The 17113-nt window shown below is 69.3% G+C and carries 13 protein-coding genes; 3 read left to right on the top strand and 10 right to left on the bottom strand.

Annotated elements, in window-relative coordinates; all coding sequences use genetic code 11:
- Positions 1-7 precede the first annotated feature (7 nt).
- Complete coding sequence (locus tag CW359_RS17070) at positions 8-1033, bottom strand: ATP-dependent 6-phosphofructokinase (RefSeq protein ID WP_105970797.1); 1026 nt, start codon at positions 1031-1033, stop codon at positions 8-10.
- 227 nt (positions 1034-1260) lie between these two features.
- Here CW359_RS17070 and pta point away from each other — a divergent pair, with 227 nt between their 5' ends.
- From pta to pyk, 3 genes are all read left to right on the top strand, one after another.
- Positions 1261-3384, top strand: a complete 2124-nt coding sequence (pta, locus tag CW359_RS17065) for a phosphate acetyltransferase (RefSeq protein WP_105970796.1) — start codon at positions 1261-1263, stop codon at positions 3382-3384.
- A complete protein-coding gene (locus tag CW359_RS17060; protein WP_105970795.1) occupies positions 3381-4613 on the top strand; it encodes an acetate kinase in 1233 nt (410 codons plus the stop codon). Before pta ends, CW359_RS17060 begins: the two co-directional genes overlap by 4 nt.
- A gap of 141 nt (positions 4614-4754) precedes the next feature.
- Positions 4755-6185 (top strand): pyruvate kinase, encoded by a 1431-nt coding sequence (gene pyk, locus CW359_RS17055; protein ID WP_105970794.1) that lies wholly within the window; start codon positions 4755-4757, stop codon positions 6183-6185.
- Positions 6186-6273: 88 nt separating this feature from the next.
- Here pyk and CW359_RS17050 read toward each other — a convergent pair whose 3' ends face one another.
- From CW359_RS17050 to CW359_RS17000, 9 genes are all read right to left on the bottom strand, one after another.
- Positions 6274-6777: a hypothetical protein gene (locus CW359_RS17050; protein ID WP_105970793.1), complete on the bottom strand. Its 504-nt coding sequence runs from the start codon at positions 6775-6777 to the stop codon at positions 6274-6276.
- Between the two features lie 71 nt (positions 6778-6848).
- On the bottom strand, positions 6849-7040 hold the full coding sequence (locus tag CW359_RS17045) for a hypothetical protein (RefSeq protein WP_105970792.1): 192 nt from the start codon (positions 7038-7040) through the stop codon (positions 6849-6851).
- A gap of 9 nt (positions 7041-7049) precedes the next feature.
- Positions 7050-7424, bottom strand: a complete 375-nt coding sequence (locus tag CW359_RS17040; RefSeq protein ID WP_332874977.1) for a Scr1 family TA system antitoxin-like transcriptional regulator — start codon at positions 7422-7424, stop codon at positions 7050-7052.
- A gap of 251 nt (positions 7425-7675) precedes the next feature.
- Positions 7676-8158, bottom strand: coding sequence for a hypothetical protein (locus tag CW359_RS17030; protein WP_105970791.1), 483 nt, complete (start codon positions 8156-8158; stop codon positions 7676-7678).
- A 14-nt stretch (positions 8159-8172) separates the two neighbouring features.
- The gene (locus CW359_RS17025) at positions 8173-12261 is read right to left on the bottom strand and encodes a Hint domain-containing protein (protein WP_105970790.1); all 4089 of its coding nucleotides are present in this window, start codon (positions 12259-12261) and stop codon (positions 8173-8175) included.
- Positions 12262-12619: 358 nt separating this feature from the next.
- Positions 12620-13975: a hypothetical protein gene (locus tag CW359_RS17020; RefSeq protein WP_105970789.1), complete on the bottom strand. Its 1356-nt coding sequence runs from the start codon at positions 13973-13975 to the stop codon at positions 12620-12622.
- Entirely contained in the window at positions 13965-14597 is a 633-nt protein-coding gene (locus CW359_RS17015; RefSeq protein ID WP_105970788.1) for a DUF6114 domain-containing protein, read from the bottom strand. Before CW359_RS17015 ends, CW359_RS17020 begins: the two co-directional genes overlap by 11 nt.
- Before the next feature lie 102 nt (positions 14598-14699).
- On the bottom strand, positions 14700-15335 hold the full coding sequence (locus CW359_RS17010; RefSeq protein WP_105970787.1) for a DUF6230 family protein: 636 nt from the start codon (positions 15333-15335) through the stop codon (positions 14700-14702).
- 682 nt (positions 15336-16017) lie between these two features.
- Entirely contained in the window at positions 16018-16998 is a 981-nt protein-coding gene (locus tag CW359_RS17000) for a tetratricopeptide repeat protein (protein WP_105970786.1), read from the bottom strand.
- Positions 16999-17113 lie beyond the last annotated feature (115 nt).

Here is a 17113-nt window from a genome sequence, read left to right as displayed (position 1 = left end):
GCGCTGCCTAGAACACCGACTCCGCCTCGTCCATCCGGTCCTTCGGGACCGTCTTCAGCTCGGTGACCGCCTCCGCGAGCGGCACCATCTCCACGTCCGTCCCCCGCAGCGCCGTCATCCGCCCGAACTCGCCCTGGTGCGCGGCCTCCACCGCGTGCCAGCCGAACCGGGTCGCGAGGACGCGGTCGTACGCGGTGGGCGTGCCGCCGCGCTGGATGTGGCCGAGGATGACCGGCTTGGCCTCCTTGCCGAGCCGTCGCTCCAACTCGTACGCCAGTGCCGTACCGATGCCCTGGAAGCGCTCGTGGCCGAACTGGTCGATCGCGCCGTGGCCGTAGTCCATGCTGCCCTCGGCGGGGTGCGCGCCCTCGGCGACGCAGATGACCGCGAACTTCTTGCCGCGCGCGAAGCGTTCCTCGACCATCTTCACCAGGTGGGCGGGATCGAAGGGGCGTTCGGGCAGGCAGATGCCGTGGGCGCCGGCGGCCATGCCGGACTCCAGGGCGATCCAGCCCGCGTGCCGGCCCATGACCTCGACGACCATCACCCGCTGGTGGGACTCGGCGGTGGTCTTGAGGCGGTCCATCGCCTCCGTCGCGACGCCCACCGCCGTGTCGAAGCCGAAGGTGCGGTCCGTCGCCGAGATGTCGTTGTCGATCGTCTTCGGGACGCCCACGACCGGCAGGCCCGCGTCGCTCAGCATCCGCGCCGCCGTCAGCGTGCCCTCGCCGCCGATCGGGATCAGCGCGTCGATGCCGAACTCGTGGATCATGTCGGAGGCGTTCTCGCAGGCCTCGCGGAGCCGGTCGCGCTGGAGCCGGGAGGAGCCGAGGATCGTGCCGCCACGGGCCAGGATGCCGCTGACCGCGTCGAGGTCGAGCGTGCGGTAGCGGCCGTCGAGCAGCCCGGCGTAACCGTCCTCGAAGCCGATGACCTCGTCGTCGTACTGCGTGACCGCTCGGTGGACGACCGACCGGATCACTGCGTTCAGGCCGGGACAGTCGCCGCCTGCGGTGAGAACTCCGATACGCATCGTGCTGTGTCTCCTGCTCGCTCTGATCGCTCTGCGCGCTTTTGATACCGATGAGTCATTCCGATTGTTTCACGCCCCGGCCGGCACCCCGTCCTGGCGGGCTTCCCGGGCTTCCTGAGCCTCCCGGGCGCCTTAGCCAGCGTCGCGGGTACTGTCAAGAGGGCGCCCGGCCCACCTCGGCGGGCGATGTCCACGAGCATCGAGACGGAACGAAACGGAGAGCACGCGTGACGACCCGCAGCGTGTACGTGACCGGGATCGACCGGGGCGACGGCCGCCAGGTCGTCGAGCTGGGGGTCATGGAACTCCTGACCCGGCAGGTCGACCGGGTCGGCGTCTTCCGCCCCCTGGTGCACGACAACCCGGACCGTCTCTTCGAGCTGCTGCGCGCCCGCTACCGCCTCTCCCAGGACCCGGCGACCGTGTACGGCATGGACTACCCGGAGGCGTCCGCGCTCCAGGCCGAGCAGGGCACCGACGAACTCGTCTCCACCCTCGTCGACCGCTTCCTGCGCGTCGCCCGTGAGTACGACGTCGTCCTCGTCCTCGGTACCGACTTCGCCGACACCCAGTTCCCGGACGAGCTGGCCCTCAACGCCCGCCTCGCGAACGAGTTCGGCGCGTCCGTCGTCGCGGTCGTCGGCGGTCGCGACCAGACCGCCGAGTCGGTGCTCGCCGAGACCCGCAACGCGTACCGCGCGTACGAGGCGCTGGGCTGCGACGTCCTCGCCATGGTCGCCAACCGCGTCGCCCGCGAGGACCGCGCCGGCATAGCCGAGCGCCTCGACTCCCGTCTCCCCGTGCCCTGTTACGTCCTCCCGGACGAGCCCGCCCTCTCCGCCCCGACGGTCGCCCAGATCACCCACGCGCTCGGCGGCAAGGTCCTCCTCGGCGACGACTCGGGCCTCGCCCGGGACGCGCTGGACTTCGTCTTCGGCGGCGCGATGCTGCCCAACTTCCTCACCGCGCTCACCCCGGGCTGCCTGGTCGTCACCCCCGGCGACCGCGCCGACCTGGTCGTGGGCGCCCTCGCCGCGCACAGCGCCGGTACGCCGCCCATCGCGGGCGTTCTGCTGACCCTGAACGAGCGCCCCAGCGACCACGTCCTCACCCTCGCCGCCCGGCTCGCCCCCGGCACCCCGGTCGTCTCCGTGGCCGACACCAGCTTCCCCACCGCCGCCCAACTCTTCTCCCTGGAGGGGAAGTTGAACGCGGCCACCCCGCGCAAGGCGGAGACGGCCCTCGGCCTCTTCGAGCGCCATGTGGATACGACCGAACTGCTCAAGCGGGTCTCCGCGCCCAGCAGCGACCGCGTCACGCCGATGATGTTCGAGCACAAGCTCCTCGAACGCGCCCGCGCCGACAAGCGCCGGGTCGTCCTCCCCGAGGGCACCGAGGAACGCGTCCTGCACGCCGCCGAGGTGCTGCTGCGCCGGGGCGTCTGCGACCTGACCCTGCTCGGTCCGGTCGACGCCATCCGCAAGAAGGCCGCCGACCTGGGCATCGACCTCGGCGACTGCCGGCTCATCGACCCGGCGACCTCCGAACTCCGGGACACCTTCGCCGAGAAGTACGCCGCCTTCCGCGCCCACCGGGGCGTCACCGTCGAGCTGGCCTACGACGTCGTCTCGGACGTCAACTACTTCGGCACCCTGATGGTCCAGGAGGGACTGGCCGACGGCATGGTGTCGGGGTCCGTGCACTCCACCGCCGCGACGATCCGCCCCGCCTTCGAGATCATCAAGACCAAGCCGGACGCCGACATCGTCTCGTCCGTCTTCTTCATGTGCCTGGCCGACAAGGTCCTCGTCTACGGCGACTGCGCGGTCAACCCCGACCCGAACGCCGAGCAGTTGGCCGACATCGCCATCCAATCGGCCGCCACCGCCGAGCAGTTCGGCGTCGAGCCGCGCATCGCGATGCTGTCGTACTCCACGGGTACGTCCGGGTCGGGCGCCGACGTCGACAAGGTGCGGGAGGCCACGGAACTGGTGCGCTCGCGGCGCCCTGACCTCCGTATCGAAGGACCCATCCAATACGACGCGGCAGTTGAGCCGACCGTGGCCGCCACGAAACTCCCCGGCTCCGAAGTCGCGGGCCAGGCAAGCGTGTTGATCTTCCCTGACCTCAACACCGGCAACAACACCTACAAGGCCGTGCAGCGTTCGGCCGGCGCGATCGCCGTCGGCCCGGTCCTCCAGGGCCTGCGCAAGCCGGTCAACGACCTGTCCCGGGGCGCGTTGGTCCCGGACATCGTGACGACGGTCGCGATCACGGCGATCCAGGCCCAGACCTCCGAGACCTCCCAGACCACCGACTCCGCCCCCACCCCGAAGGTGCCCCACCAGTGACCGCGACCCGCGTCCTCGTCCTCAACTCCGGTTCGTCCTCGCTGAAGTACCAGCTTCTCGACATGCGCGACAGCACGGGTGCCGGCGGCCGGCTCGCCGTCGGCCTGGTGGAACGCATCGGCGAGACGACCTCCCGGCTGAAGCACACCCCGCTGGCCACCGGCGGTGAGTCCCGCGAGCGCACGGGCCCGATCGCCGACCACGAGGCGGCCCTCCAGGCGGTCGCGGAGGAGCTGGCGAAGGACGGACTCGGCCTGGACTCACCGGAGTTGGCGGCCATAGGGCATCGCGTCGTGCACGGCGGGCAGTCGTTCACCGAGCCGACGGTCGTCGACGAGACGGTCCTCGCGGAGATCGAGCGGCTGATCCCCGTAGCGCCGCTGCACAACCCGGCGAACCTCACCGGCATCCGTACCGCCCAGGCCCTGCGCCCCGACCTCCCCCAGGTCGCCGTCTTCGACACGGCCTTCCACACCACGATGCCGGAGTCGGCGGCCCGTTACGCGATCGACGTCGCGACGGCCGACGAGTACCGGATCAGGCGGTACGGGTTCCACGGCACGTCCCACGCGTACGTGTCGCGGGAGACCGCGCGGCTGCTCGGGCGCGCGCCCGAGGACGTGAACGTCATCGTGCTGCACCTGGGCAACGGCGCGTCCGCGTCCGCCGTACGGGGTGGGCGGTGTGTGGACACGTCGATGGGGCTGACGCCATTGGAGGGGCTCGTCATGGGGACCCGGTCCGGTGACCTGGATCCGGCCGTCATCTTCCATTTGACGCGTGTTGGCGGAATGTCCACGGACGAGATCGACACTCTTCTCAACAAGAAGAGCGGCTTGATCGGCCTGTGCGGAGACAACGACATGCGGGAAATCCGCCGCCGTATCGACGAGGGCGGCGCGGACGCCCCGGCGGCCCGGCTGGCCTTCGACATCTACATCCATCGACTGAAGAAGTACATCGGCGCCTATTACGCGGTACTCGGCCGGGTGGACGCCATCGCGTTCACGGCCGGGGTCGGCGAGAACGCGGCGCCGGTGCGCGAGGCGGCCGTGGCCGGCCTGGAGGGGCTGGGCGTGGCCGTGGACGGCGCCCTGAACGCCGTACGGAGCCAGGAGGCCCGCCTGATCTCCCCCACCGGCTCCCGGGTCGCGGTGGCGGTCGTGCCGACGGACGAGGAGCTGGAGATCGCGACACAGACATACGCCCTGGTGGTAAGGGACAACTGAACGCACTTCGCGGATATTGACGGGAGTGCCTCACCTGAGCGCTATCCCGCCCCTTTGTGTTCAGGTCATGTCTTCTGCGGCCTTCTACGTCGTCCACCAGGCGGAATATTCCGAAGCGAAACAAACCGATAGGATCGCCCCATGCGCCGTTCGAAAATCGTTTGTACTCTCGGCCCCGCGGTCGACTCCCATGAAATGCTCGTCTCGCTGATCGAGGCCGGCATGAACGTGGCCCGGTTCAACTTCAGCCACGGCACGCACGCCGAGCACCAGGGCCGGTACGACCGGGTCAGGGCCGCCGCCAAGGAGACCGGCCGGGCGATCGGCGTCCTCGCCGACCTCCAGGGCCCGAAGATCCGCCTGGAGACCTTCGCGGAGGGCCCCGTCGAGCTGGTCCGGGGCGACGAGTTCGTCATCACCACCGAGGACGTCCCCGGTGACAAGACCATCTGCGGTACGACGTACAAGGGCCTCCCGGGTGACGTGTCGCGCGGCGACCAGATCCTGATCAACGACGGCAACGTCGAGCTGAAGGTCCTGGACGTCGAGGGTTCGCGGGTGAAGTCGATCGTCATCGAGGGCGGTGTCATCTCGGACCACAAGGGCATCAACCTGCCCGGCGCGGCCGTGAACGTCCCGGCTCTCTCCGAGAAGGACATCGACGACCTGCGCTTCGCCCTGCGCATGGGCTGCGACCTGGTCGCCCTGTCCTTCGTCCGTGACGCCGCCGACGTGGACGACGTACACAAGATCATGGACGAGGAGGGGCGCCGCGTCCCCGTCATCGCCAAGGTGGAGAAGCCGCAGGCGGTCGAGAACATGGACGCGGTCGTCGCGGCCTTCGACGGTGTGATGGTGGCCCGTGGCGACCTGGCCGTCGAGTACCCGCTTGAGCGGGTCCCGATGGTGCAGAAGCGCCTGGTGGAGCTGTGCCGGCGCAACGCCAAGCCGGTGATCGTCGCGACCCAGATGATGGAGTCGATGATCACCAACTCCCGCCCGACGCGCGCCGAGGCGTCCGACGTGGCGAACGCGATCCTGGACGGCGCGGACGCGGTCATGCTGTCCGCGGAGTCGAGCGTCGGGGCGTACCCGCTGGAGACGGTCAAGACGATGTCGAAGATCGTCGCGGCGGCCGAGGAGGAGCTGCTCTCCAAGGGCCTGCAGCCCCTGGTCCCCGGCAAGAAGCCGAAGACGCAGGGCGGTTCGGTGGCCCGCGCGGCCTGCGAGATCGCCGACTTCCTCGGCGGCAAGGGCCTGGTCGCCTTCACCAAGTCCGGCGACACGGCCCGCCGCCTCTCCCGCTACCGCGCCGCCCAGCCGATCGTCGCCTTCACGACGGACGAGGGCACCCGCAACCAGCTCTCCCTGAGCTGGGGCGTCGACTCGTACGTCGTCCCGTTCGTCAACAGCACGGACGAGATGGTCTCCCTGGTCGACCGGGAGATGCTCAAGCTGGGCCGCTTCAAGGTCGGCGAGGTCGTCGTCATGACGGCGGGCTCCCCGCCCGGCGTCCCCGGCACGACGAACATGGTCCGGGTGCACCACCTGGGCGAGGGCGAACACGCCTGACCTGCGGTTTCGGCTGTACGACAGTGAGGGCGCTCCCTGTGGCAGGGGGCGCCCTCGTTTCTTTCGCGACGCTTCCCGCTGAGTACGCTCAGCGCTGCCGGAGGGCGTCGAGTGCGGCCTGTCTGATCCTCTTGGTCCGGCCCCTCTGCGAGACGACGCGCAGGACGCCCTCGTCGGCGATCACACGGACCGCTCTCAGCTGAAGCCAGTCGGACCAGCCGTCGATGAGATCGTCGACGGCCGCTGCCGACATCGAGCCCTCCTCGATCGATTCCAGGACCCCGAGTTCCCGCGCCCGGCGCGCGGAGAAGTCGCGCACGGCCGGCGGGAGGCTCTGTACCCACCGCTCACGCTCGTCCCCCGGAACGCGTTCCAGTACGTCACCGACGACTCCCGATGCCAGCGGACCGTCCTGCTCCAGGGACACCGCCTCGAACAGCAGCGGCAGTGCGCCGGGGGTGTCCAGCGCCACCCGGTAGAGGGACCAGCGGTCGTGCCCGTCGGCGAACGAGGCGTCGTCCTCGTACCGGCCGACGGCCTGGGCGAGCTGCCGCAGCACCTCGCCCAGGGCCGGGGATGGATCAGCAGCCACGTGCTTTGTGCCTTTCCACGGCGACTCGGATGTTCTCTCCATGCGGGAGGAAACGGAGCTTGGAGGCGTGGTCAGAGGAGGTGGTCTGCTTTGCCTGCCTTGATGTCCTGGATGAGGGTGCGGAGGGCTTCTCGGGTGTCGGTGAGGTAGGTGTCTTCCTGGCCTGCGATGGCTATGTAGGCGTTGTTGTGGGGGTCGGTGCCTATGCGGAAGCAGTTGGCGCCTTCGGCGCAGAACGGTTCTTCCCAGGTGATGTCAGGCACGGTGACTCCTCAGAGTTGGCGGGCGATCGTGTGGATGAAGTCCCGCGACGCGCTGGGCGAGAGCGACGCGGCTTCCATCCAGTCCAAGTGGGCACGGTACTTGTCGAGTTGGGACTGGCCGTGGGTGAACTCGGGGCCGTGTGCGGAGTCCAGTTCCACGGTGTCGAGTTGCGGGACGGACCCCTCGGCGTAGGTCACCGCCTGGCCGGCGCCGGGGAACGCCCCTGCCTTGTAGGGGATCACGCGTACGCCGATGTTGTCGCGCTCGGACACCTCACAGAGGCGGTCCAACTGGCCGCGCATCACCTTGACTCCGCCGAACTCGATGCGCAGGGCGGCCTCGTGTACGTAACCGACGTAGGTGATCGCCGGGTGCCAACTCAACAGGGCGAAGTGGCCGGGCCTTAGGTGTATTGATCACGAGCGTCGTCAGCACTGGCAAGGCTCGACCATGACGAAGAGCTCCGGCGTGGTGGAGCTGTCTGACACCGCACCACATGGGAGATCTTCGCGACGGACACGGTTCGCGTGCACCACCTGAGCGAGGGCAAACATGCCTGACGGGCGATTTCGCGACTGCGGGGGCGCCCCCCCCTGACAGGGGAGCGCCCTCCATTCCTGCAATCGGAGTGCTGTCACGCGGTGGGCGGCGCCACCAGTGCCTCCCGCAACCACACGTTGTCGCCCAGTTCCGGATGAGCGGTGGTGATCAACCGCATCGCCTCGGACTTCGCTCGGACGGTCAGCTCTCGCAGCTCGAGCCATGTCATCCGGGCAACACGCGGGGGCAACTCTGTCGTGAGGGTGATGGAGTCACCGTCTCGGTTGAAGGCGTACACATGCTGGGTCAGACTGGCCTCGACCGCGACGTCACTCTGGGTCTCCAGCATCGTTGTGGCGTAGTGCAACATCAGCGCGAAGTCGACCACCGGTAGTCCCGGCAGGCTCACGCCGAGGTCCACACCGTGAACGACAAGCCGCAGATCGGCCTGGAAGAGTTCCAGGCAGAAATCGGAGTTCGTCAGTCCCGGGTGCTCCGGCCGGTCCGATTTCTCCGTCGGCCAGTCCGGGGCCCAGGAAGGGTCCTCGACCCGAGGCTGGAAGGCAAAGATGATCATCGCTACTCCTGTCGCTACCAGATGTTCGCAGGCATCGCGGTCTTGAGGTTGCCGAACTCGTCAACGACGAGCCGGATGCCGTTCTGCCCGTTCGCGCCAGTAGTGACGGCGTCGAAGGCGTAGTCGATGTAGTTGCCGCCTCGGGGGTCGCCCTTGGCCCTAGGGACCTCTCTCCCGAACTGGGCAGCCTCTTCGATGAGTTTCTTGAGCTTGGCACTGTCGATACCCTCCGCGAACACATTGCCCATAACACCCTGGGCGTGGTCGGTACCACCCCACAGATGCTTGTCGTCAATATGCTTGAGGGCTCCTGCAGTGATCGTCCTGCAATTTATGTTGTGCACCAGCACCGGAGTCGCGCCTGCCATCACGAAGTAGGCATGCACGCCCTCCACCGTCATGTCGTAGGTGACAAGCGGCTTCGTGTACGAAGACACACCGACGACCGTGACGGTGTCGTCGTCCAAAGTCTGCAGCCGGTGACCAGCCTGAAGGCTCCCGGCGTCCGTCCATGAGCCGGTAGTGAGGTCGTAGAACGGGTGATCGGTCGTACCGGTGATAGTGCGCTGCCCGCTCGGAGTAGCGACGGTCACGTCGGTGAACCGGGTGTCGCTAGTGGTGCGGTGCGTCAGCACGACGTCGTGCTGTTCAGCAGTCGTGGCGCCCGACCGCGCGTTGAGGACCTGATCCCCGGCCTTGACGTTCTCGATGGCGCGGAGGCTGCCGTCGGCCATCTTGACCAAGGTGCCCGCCACGAAGCTGTGCTTCACACAGAACGACACGCCCTTGGCAAGCCGTGCGTCGATGATGTTCTTCAGCGCCTTGAGGGTCTTGCGTGCCTTGGAGGCCCCCTCGAAGAACTTCGCGATCCCGACACTGACCTTCAGGATGGCCTTGCCCACAGGGATTGCCTTACCGATCAAGGCAACGGCGCCGATGGCGTTGATGGCCGTCCACAGGCAGCTCTCCACGTCAGGGTCGGAGAAGCACTTCTTGGCGTCTTTGACCCCGAGCAGGTCGAGCAGGATCTCGCCGCCGTTCGCCTTCACCCAGTCGATCACGTCCTGGTTGGCAGCCGTCATGGCCGCGCGGTACTGGTCGACGCACTCCTGCCCGCACTCGGCGAGCAGCGCGGCCTCCTCCTCCTTGGTCAGGACGTACTCGGCGGTCGAGCCACCGGACTCCGTAACCTGCTCGCGTTCCTGTCTGGCCCGCTCCCGCTCTTCGGCCTCCGCCTGGTCGGCGGCCTTGTCCGCCTGCTCCGCGTAGGTGTTGGCGTTGGCCGCCGCCCCCTCCGCCTTGGTGGCGTCGCCCTCCGCCTTGGTGGCCGTGCGGTCGGCCGCCGACGCGTCCTGCTCCGCACTGCTGGCGGCCGAGCGGGCGCTCGACGCGTCCTTCTCCGCGTCCGTGGCGTCCTGGTCGGCCTGGGCTGCCGCCGATTCGGCCTCGCCTGCGGCGAAGTTGGCGTAGAAGGCGTCCGTGCCTGCCTGCGCGTCGTACTTCTGGGCGTTCGCGTCAGCCTTCTTCGCGGCTGCCGCGTCGATCGCCGCCGCGGCAGCGGAAGCATTCGCAGCCGCTGCGGAGTTGACCGCCTGTACGGCGTAGTCCGCCGCGTCGGCCGCCGCCTGGAGGGCGATCTTCGCGTCGCCTGCGGCCTTGTCGGCGAGTGCCTTGGCCGTGGCCGCCGCCTTCTTCGCCTCGTCCGACTTCGCCTTGGCCGCAGTTGCCTGCTGCTCGGCGAGGGTCTTGGAGGTCTGCCCGATCAGCACCGCGTACGCCGCCGAGGAGTCGGTCTCGCGGTACGGGGAACCCACGCTGATCGCCTCGTCGGCCGCCTTGGTCGTCGCCGTCGCGGCGTCCCGGGCGCCCTGCGCGTACTGGGCCGTGGCAAGGGCGTACCCGGCGGTCTTCGCCGACCACGCGGCCGTCTTGGCGGCCTCGGCCACCGCCGCGGTGGCCTCCTTGCGCGCGGTGATCGCCGCGGCCTGGGCCTTCTTCGCCTCGGCGTCCGCCAGCCTGGCCTTCTCCTTCGCGGACGCCGCCGCGTCGATCGCCTCGGCAGCGGCGGCGTGCGCGGTCGCAGCAGCCGCGTGGGTCTTGGCGTACGCCGACTGGGCCGCGTCCGCCGCGGACCGGGAGCGCTTGGCCGCCCCCTCGGCCCGAGTGGCCGCCGCTCGGGCGTTCACTGCCGCGGTGCTCGCCTCGTTCGCCGCCGTACGGGCCCTGCTCGCCGCGCCGGCCGCCTCGTTGGCGGCGGAACGTGCCTCCGTGGCCGCCTGCCTGGTCTCGCCCGCCGCCTGGGTGCCCTCGGCAGCCGCGGCTGCGGACTCCAGCGCCGCCGCCCGCGAGGCGGTGGCGCTCTTCTCGTGCTCGGCCCTGACCGCCTGGTTCCGCGCGGTGAACGCGCGCGCTTCGGCGTCCTCGGCCGCAGCCAGTCTCTCCGCTGCCGTCGAACCCGCGGTCTCCGCGGCCGTACGCGCCTGCCCTGCCCTGGCCTGCTCGTCCCGCGCCCGGTCCTCGGCCGCGCCCGCCTTCGCGCGCTCGCTCGCCGCGAGGTCGCGCTCCCGCTCCGCGGTGGCCTTCTCGGCCTCCGCGATCCCGCGCTGGCGCTTCGCCTCGGCGGCCTGGGTCTTGGCCGTCTGCTCGGCCTTCTCGGCCGTCGCGCGGGCGCTCTTCGCGGTGGCCGCGTTGGCGGCGGCCTCCGTGGCCAGCTTCGCGGCCGACTCGGCCGCGGCCTTGGCCTGTGCCTTCGCCTCCAGCGCAGCCGTCTTGCGGAACTCGGTGTTCAGCGCGTGCGTCTGGGTCTTCGCCAGCGCCAGCAGCGTCTGGGAGTCCGCCACCGTGGCCTTCGCCGCGTTCGACGCGGTCAGTGTGGCCTTCGCCGCCGCCAGGGTGGCCGCGGCCGATGCCTTGGCGACCTGCACGGACTGCTGCGCGTAGAACAGACCCCGACCGCGCGGCAGTTTCGCGGTGTCCGCGATCGCCCACGCCTTGGTCTGCTGGGCGCTCGCGGCGTCCGCGGCCGTCTTGGCCCTGGTTGCCGCCGCGTCCGCCAGGGTCACCTGCGCGGCGGCCTTGGTCCTCGCCGCGTTCAGGTCCGCCGTGGCCTTGGTGAAGACCGCGGGCTTCGGGTAGGAAGCGGATCCCTTGTTCGCGGCCCAGTACTTCTGCCAGTACAGGATCTGGTCCGCCTGCCAGGCCTGCCGCACCGCCTCAAGCATGGCGTCCGTGGCGACCCGGACCTCCTTCGCCGCGGTGGCCTTGGCGGTGACGATCGCCTTCCGCTGCTCGGCCTGGCCGACGTACTCCGTCTCCCACTCCGAGTAGGCCACCAGGACCGGTCCGGTCAGTACCCGGTAGTGGTCGATCGGGTTGGCGCTGTCACAGGCCGCCCAGGCGGTCTTCAGTGCCTCGACCTCGGTGCGGAACTCCAGCGAGTCAGGCTCGGGGGCCTTGGTCGCGAAGCCGCCGAAGCGCAGGAAGGTCGCGACGTCGTTGGCCGAGGAGTAGCCCAGGTTGCTCGTGTCGAGCAGCGCACTCCCGGCGAAGCTCTTGTACGCGGCAGCCCAGGTGTCGTCGCCGGTGCCGAAGGCATCGAGCACCTTCTTGGCCTGGTCCAGCGCGGCCTGGCCGGGCCGCGGAGTCGGGTTCTCCGAAGCCTTGGTGTACAGGTCCTGCTGTGTGCCGAGGGTGAAGGCGACGATGTCCTTGCCGAACTCGGGCGCGTGATAGTCCCGGCCTCCGAAGGAGTTCTCCGCGGCGTAGGGCTTGTTGGCGGTGTTCAGCTTGTCCTGGCGGTCCCGGAAGGCGTGCGCGGCTGCGATACCCGCGTCCCTGTCCCGGGTACTGGCCTGGCCCCACTCGCCCAGGAGTGCGTCCGGGGTCACGAACGCGCGCAGCGCGGCGTCCGTGCCGGTGAGCTTCGTCGCCGCGACCGCGTTCAGCTCGGGCCCGGCGAACTGCACGGCCCGGCCCGCCTGGCAGCGGTCCTTGCGGGCCTGCTCGCCGAGGCTGATACGGAGGGTGCGCTCGTACGGGTTGGTCGGGTTGTCCCCCGGCTCGTCGGAGGCCGCGGGGGCGGCGGACACCAGTCCGCCGAGCACGGCGACAGCGGTCGCGAACGCAACTGCCGCGAACCTGCTCTGTGTTTGGCCTCGTCGAGGTCTTCTTCGGGTTGTTCGCACGTCGATGCCTGCCTGGATGGTCGGTCCGGAAGATCGGTCTCGTCCGGCAGGAAGAAAGCACGACGAACACCCGGCCACAGCCGGCCGGTGGTGTCACCGGCGGCCTGCCGCGAAGGAAAAAGTCAGGAAGCTCTGAGACCCCCGTCTCTGTGCGCATGCGGTCAACACGCGCCCCCCGCCCTCCTCCTCCCGCACAGCCCTGTGGCCCGGCCCCGCCAAACGGCGGCGGGCCGGGCCACAGGCCTCGGTGCGGCTCCCGAACGGGACTTCCGAGGGGTCAGGTCGTGAACTGGTGCAGGCCGGGAACCTTCAGCGTGCCGCCGAACTGGCCCGCCTGCGTGACCTTCACGTTCGTGAAGTAGATCAGCGGGATGTTCAGGGGCGGCGGGCTCTTCGGGCTGAACGTCACCGGTATCAGGCCGAACAGATTGCCCGAGATGCTCTCCGTGTACATGACCGTCTTGCCGTTGGTGATCGTGGACGTCGAGCCCTTGGCCGCCTGCACGTGGTAGGTCTTGCCCGAGGTGTCGTCGGTGACCAGCTGGTGCAGGTCGCCGATGTCCGTGCCGTCGGAGATCACGTACTTCAGGACGTCCTTGACCGTGCCGTCGGCGGTGCGCACCTTCACGATGCCCTGGTAGTCCGCGCCCTTGAGCAGCAGCGAGCTGGCCTGGAGGGTCCACGGCTTGTCGGGCAGCCGGATGGTGTTGTCGACGCCGCCGAGGTCCTCCGTGGCGACCGGGCAGTCGTCCACGTCGGTCGTCGAACTCGCCGAGGGGGTCGGGGAGGCGGTGGCCTCGTCGGCCGCCGCCTCGGCGGCCTCCGTGGTCGTCTCCGTCGCCTTGGCCGCCGTGTCGGTGGTGTCCTTGAGGACCTCGGTGACCTTCGGCGTCGTGTCCTTCACCGTGGTGGTGTCGGTCGTGTCCTTCTCGGGCGTCTCCGCGGCCGGCGCCGCCGACGCGGTCGGCGTCGGGGTGGCGGTCGGCTCGCTGGTCTCCGTCGACTCCGTGGAGGTGGTCGTCGTGGACGTCGAGTCGCTCGACGATTCGTCGCCGCCCGTGAAGATGTCCACGATCGCGTCGCCGATGGTCTCCAGCAGGTTGCCGCTCTCCTCGGTGGCGCTCGCGCTCGCCGAGGGGGTGGGCGTGGCCGTGTCGCTGTCGCCGCCGGTGTCACCGCTGGACGTCGTCTTGCTCGCGGAGGGCGTCGGGGTCGGCGTCGCCCCGTCGTCGGAACCTGAATCCGACGAGGAGGAGTCGCTCGGCGTCGAGCCGGAGTCCGTGGCGGAGGCCGACGGGGTCGCCGTCGCCTCGTCCTCGCCGGAGGAGCTCTCGGTGGCGGTCTCCGACGGGTCGGCCGACGCCGAGGCGTCCTCCGCCATCGCCGCGACGCAGTCCTTGTACTCCTCGGCCTTCTGACTGTTCGTCGTCGGCTGGTCGTCGGCGTTGGCGAGGGTCGGCGTGAACCCCATGCCCATCAGCACCGCGGTAGGCATCGCCGCCAGGGCTATCGCCTTTCCGGCCGGCATGTGGAACCTGGTGAACAGCGGCTTCCTCGGGGCCGCGTGCCGCGGCCCGGTTCTCCCTCGGGACCCGTCCACATCGGTCCCGTGGGTCACCTCGTCAGCCGGCACTGTGCCTCCCGTTCGCCCCGTTCACCGGGCTCGTTCCTGACAGATCGTTCGGCTCGTCCGACTTGCTCATGTTCAGTGCGCCCGACTCCGCCACCGGGTCCGAGTCCGCTCCGCCGGCGGCCTCGGCCGCCACAGGGGTCTCGGGGGCCACAGGGGCCGCAACGGTGGGGTCGGCGTCCGTGCTCTGGCCCGCCGGCTTCGCGGGCTCTCCGTACTTCGACTCCGGCTCGCCCGGCGCCCAGGCGATGGCCAGCGCTCCGCCGATCATCGACAGCAGGAAGCCCATGAGGAACCCGCCGAAGTTGGAGACCGGAAGGGACACCAGGGCCAGCAGGATCGCGGCGGTCCCGGCGAAGGTCCGTACGTGCTTCTGGAACCAGAGGCTGATTCCGAGTACGACGAGCAGCACGCCGATGATCAGTGACCCGGCGCCGGCCGTCGTCGACATCGCCATCGTCAGACTGCCGATTTTGAGGTCGAAGTACGGGAAGTACATGATCGGGAAGCCACCGAGGAGGACCAGCAGCCCTGCCCAGAACGGACGGGCGCCCCGCCAGTCGCGGAACTTCCGCTTGAAGACGCGAAGATAGTGCTCGTCCTGCGCGGGCGACTCGGCGTTCATGGAAAACAGCTCCCTGGAGCGGTGTTGCCGTGATGAGTGTTGTTGCGTGTTTGGGAGAGCGAACGGGCGGGGCACCATCGGGCCCCGCCCTTCACTGAGTGCCTAGTAGCACTCGGCGTCGGTGCCCTTCGACAGCTTCATCGAGAGACCACTGAGCTTGAAGGTTCCGGCGGTGGTGGCCCACGCCGTCTGCTTCACGCCGGTGAGCGTCGCGGAGTCGGCCTGCTGGGCGAACCCGGCCTTGCTGGCCCGACCGGACTCCAGCTCCTCCGTCTTGACCTTCGGTCCCTTGGTGATGGAACCGGCGGCCACACCGATGTCGATGTTGCTGAACACCGCATCGGCCTCGAGGTCCGAGACGTCGATGTACAGGTTCTCGGCCTTGACCGGGGTCGCGCCCCCGCCGGCTTCCAGCCGGAGGGTGACCGATCCGAGGACCGGGATGTTCGGCGTGACCACGGACTGGCACATGTTGGTGATGTCGGCGGAGTTGAACGCCGAGACCGCGACGGGGTTGATCTTCCCGCCGGGACCGACGTCAACCGCGCCGTACTGTGAGAACCCCTTGCCTTCGAGCAGATCCGCCGTGACCTTGAAGTCCTGGCCGGACACACTGAACGAAGCGGCGAGAGCACCCTGCGCGAGGGCGACACCTATACATGCCGTAGCGGCGACGCTGGGCACCATCACCACAGCGAAGCGCTTCCATCTGGTCCCGCCACGCACTTGGGACTCCATATTTCCTCCTTCTCGGACGTACATCTCCTGGCCCTGACTGCCCCATGACGGCGGCTCAGCCGGGCAGGGATGGGAGAAGTGCTACGTCCTCGGTAAGGAGAGCGCCCGCGCTCGACGGCGCGAACAGCGCCCGAATCACCGGCGATCACCCCCGAGCGACAACCACTGGTCGCGCCTGACACACATCACGCACAACCTTGCCGGACAGGCTCCACCGGAAGGCGAAGACCCCCCTGCCCGAGAGCCGGCGCCACTGCCGCCGACTCTGCCCGGTGGGGACCCAACAACTCCCGTCCGGCCGACTGGCTGTCGGGGTACGGGATAGGACCGAGCGTCGCCGATCGTGGTGCATTCTCGCCGCCCGCACAAGGGGGTTCGTTACTGGCTAGTAACGGGCAGATAACCGAGCGGCGACCCGCGGGTGTCACTCGACAACGCTGGGTGTCCTTCGAGGGGGTGACAAACCATCCACTTCTCGCCCCAAACCCGACAGTGCGACGCCTCTGACTTACTCCAAGTAACAGCGGTCGCGATTACCAAGATTTGGTAAAGCGCGACCGCATGAGCACTCGATCGGCAAATTCTTCACCTGGGCAACACCCGTCGCGATGTTTAGCGACAGGTCAGACCACTGATCGGACGGCACCTCCGCCGCCGCCCGACCGGCTGCCCGACCGACCGGTCAGAACAACGCCCGCGCCAGCGCCCGCCGGGCCACCAGGACCCGGGGGTCGTCCGCGCCGACAACCTCGAACAGCTCCAGCAGCCGCAGCCGTACGGCGTCCCGGTCGTCGCCCGCCGTACGCGCGACCGTCTCGGTGAGCCGCCCGAAGGCGTCCTCGACATGGCCGCCCACCAGGTCCAGGTCGGCCGCGGCGATCTGCGCCGCCGCGTCCTTGGGCTTCTCGGCGGCGTCCCTGCGCACCTGCTGCGGGTCGAGATCCTGCACGCGCTGGAGCAACTCCGCCTGCACGAGGCCGAGTTTGGCCTCCGTGTTGCCGGGGTCGTCGCCCAGTACGTTCTTGTACGCCTGCACCGCCCCGCCGAAGTCCCCCGCGTCCAGGGCCTGTACGGCGGCTTCGAGCAGCGCGTCGTACGGGCCGGCCGGGATCGTCTGGGGGTCGGGGGCCTGCCGGTCGCCGGGTTCGGCCTCCGCGTCGACGACCAGGCCGGTGAGGCCGAAGCGCTGCTCGGCGACCTGGACCAGCTGGTCGAGGGTCTGCCGGATCTGCGCCTCGCCCGCGGCGCCCTGGAAGAGGGGCAGGGCCTGCCCGGCTACGACGGCGAAGACGGCCGGGATTCCCTGGATGCCGAACTGCTGCATCAGCATCTGGTTGGCGTCGACATCGATCTTGGCGAGGACGAAGCGGCCGTTGTACTCGACGGCCAGCCGCTCCAGGACGGGGCTCAGCTGCTTGCAGGGCTCGCACCACTCGGCCCAGAAGTCGATGACGACGGGCACCTCGGTGGAGCGCTGCAGGACATCGAGTTCGAACCCGGCCTCGTCGACGTCGATGACGAGGTCGGCCGGGGAGACGGCACCTCCGCCACCCTGCCGGGCGGCTTCGGCACGAGCCTGCTCCGCCTTCGACTTGGCCTCCTGGGCCGCCTTCACCGCGGCGAGGTCGACGACTCCGCTCATGGACATGTTCCGTGGCTGCATGCGTCTATCCTCCCCCGTCCCGCGCGCACATGTGAAAGGCGTAGTGAAAAGCTGTCCCGGTCGGTGGACACGGCTTTCGCTACGGGTCGTAGCGTAACGGCAGCGGTGGCCCCCT

Origin of the sequence: Streptomyces geranii (assembly GCF_002954775.1) — a bacterium.
Lineage (GTDB): Bacteria > Actinomycetota > Actinomycetes > Streptomycetales > Streptomycetaceae > Streptomyces > Streptomyces geranii.
This window is presented reverse-complemented; position numbering and strand designations above follow the sequence as displayed.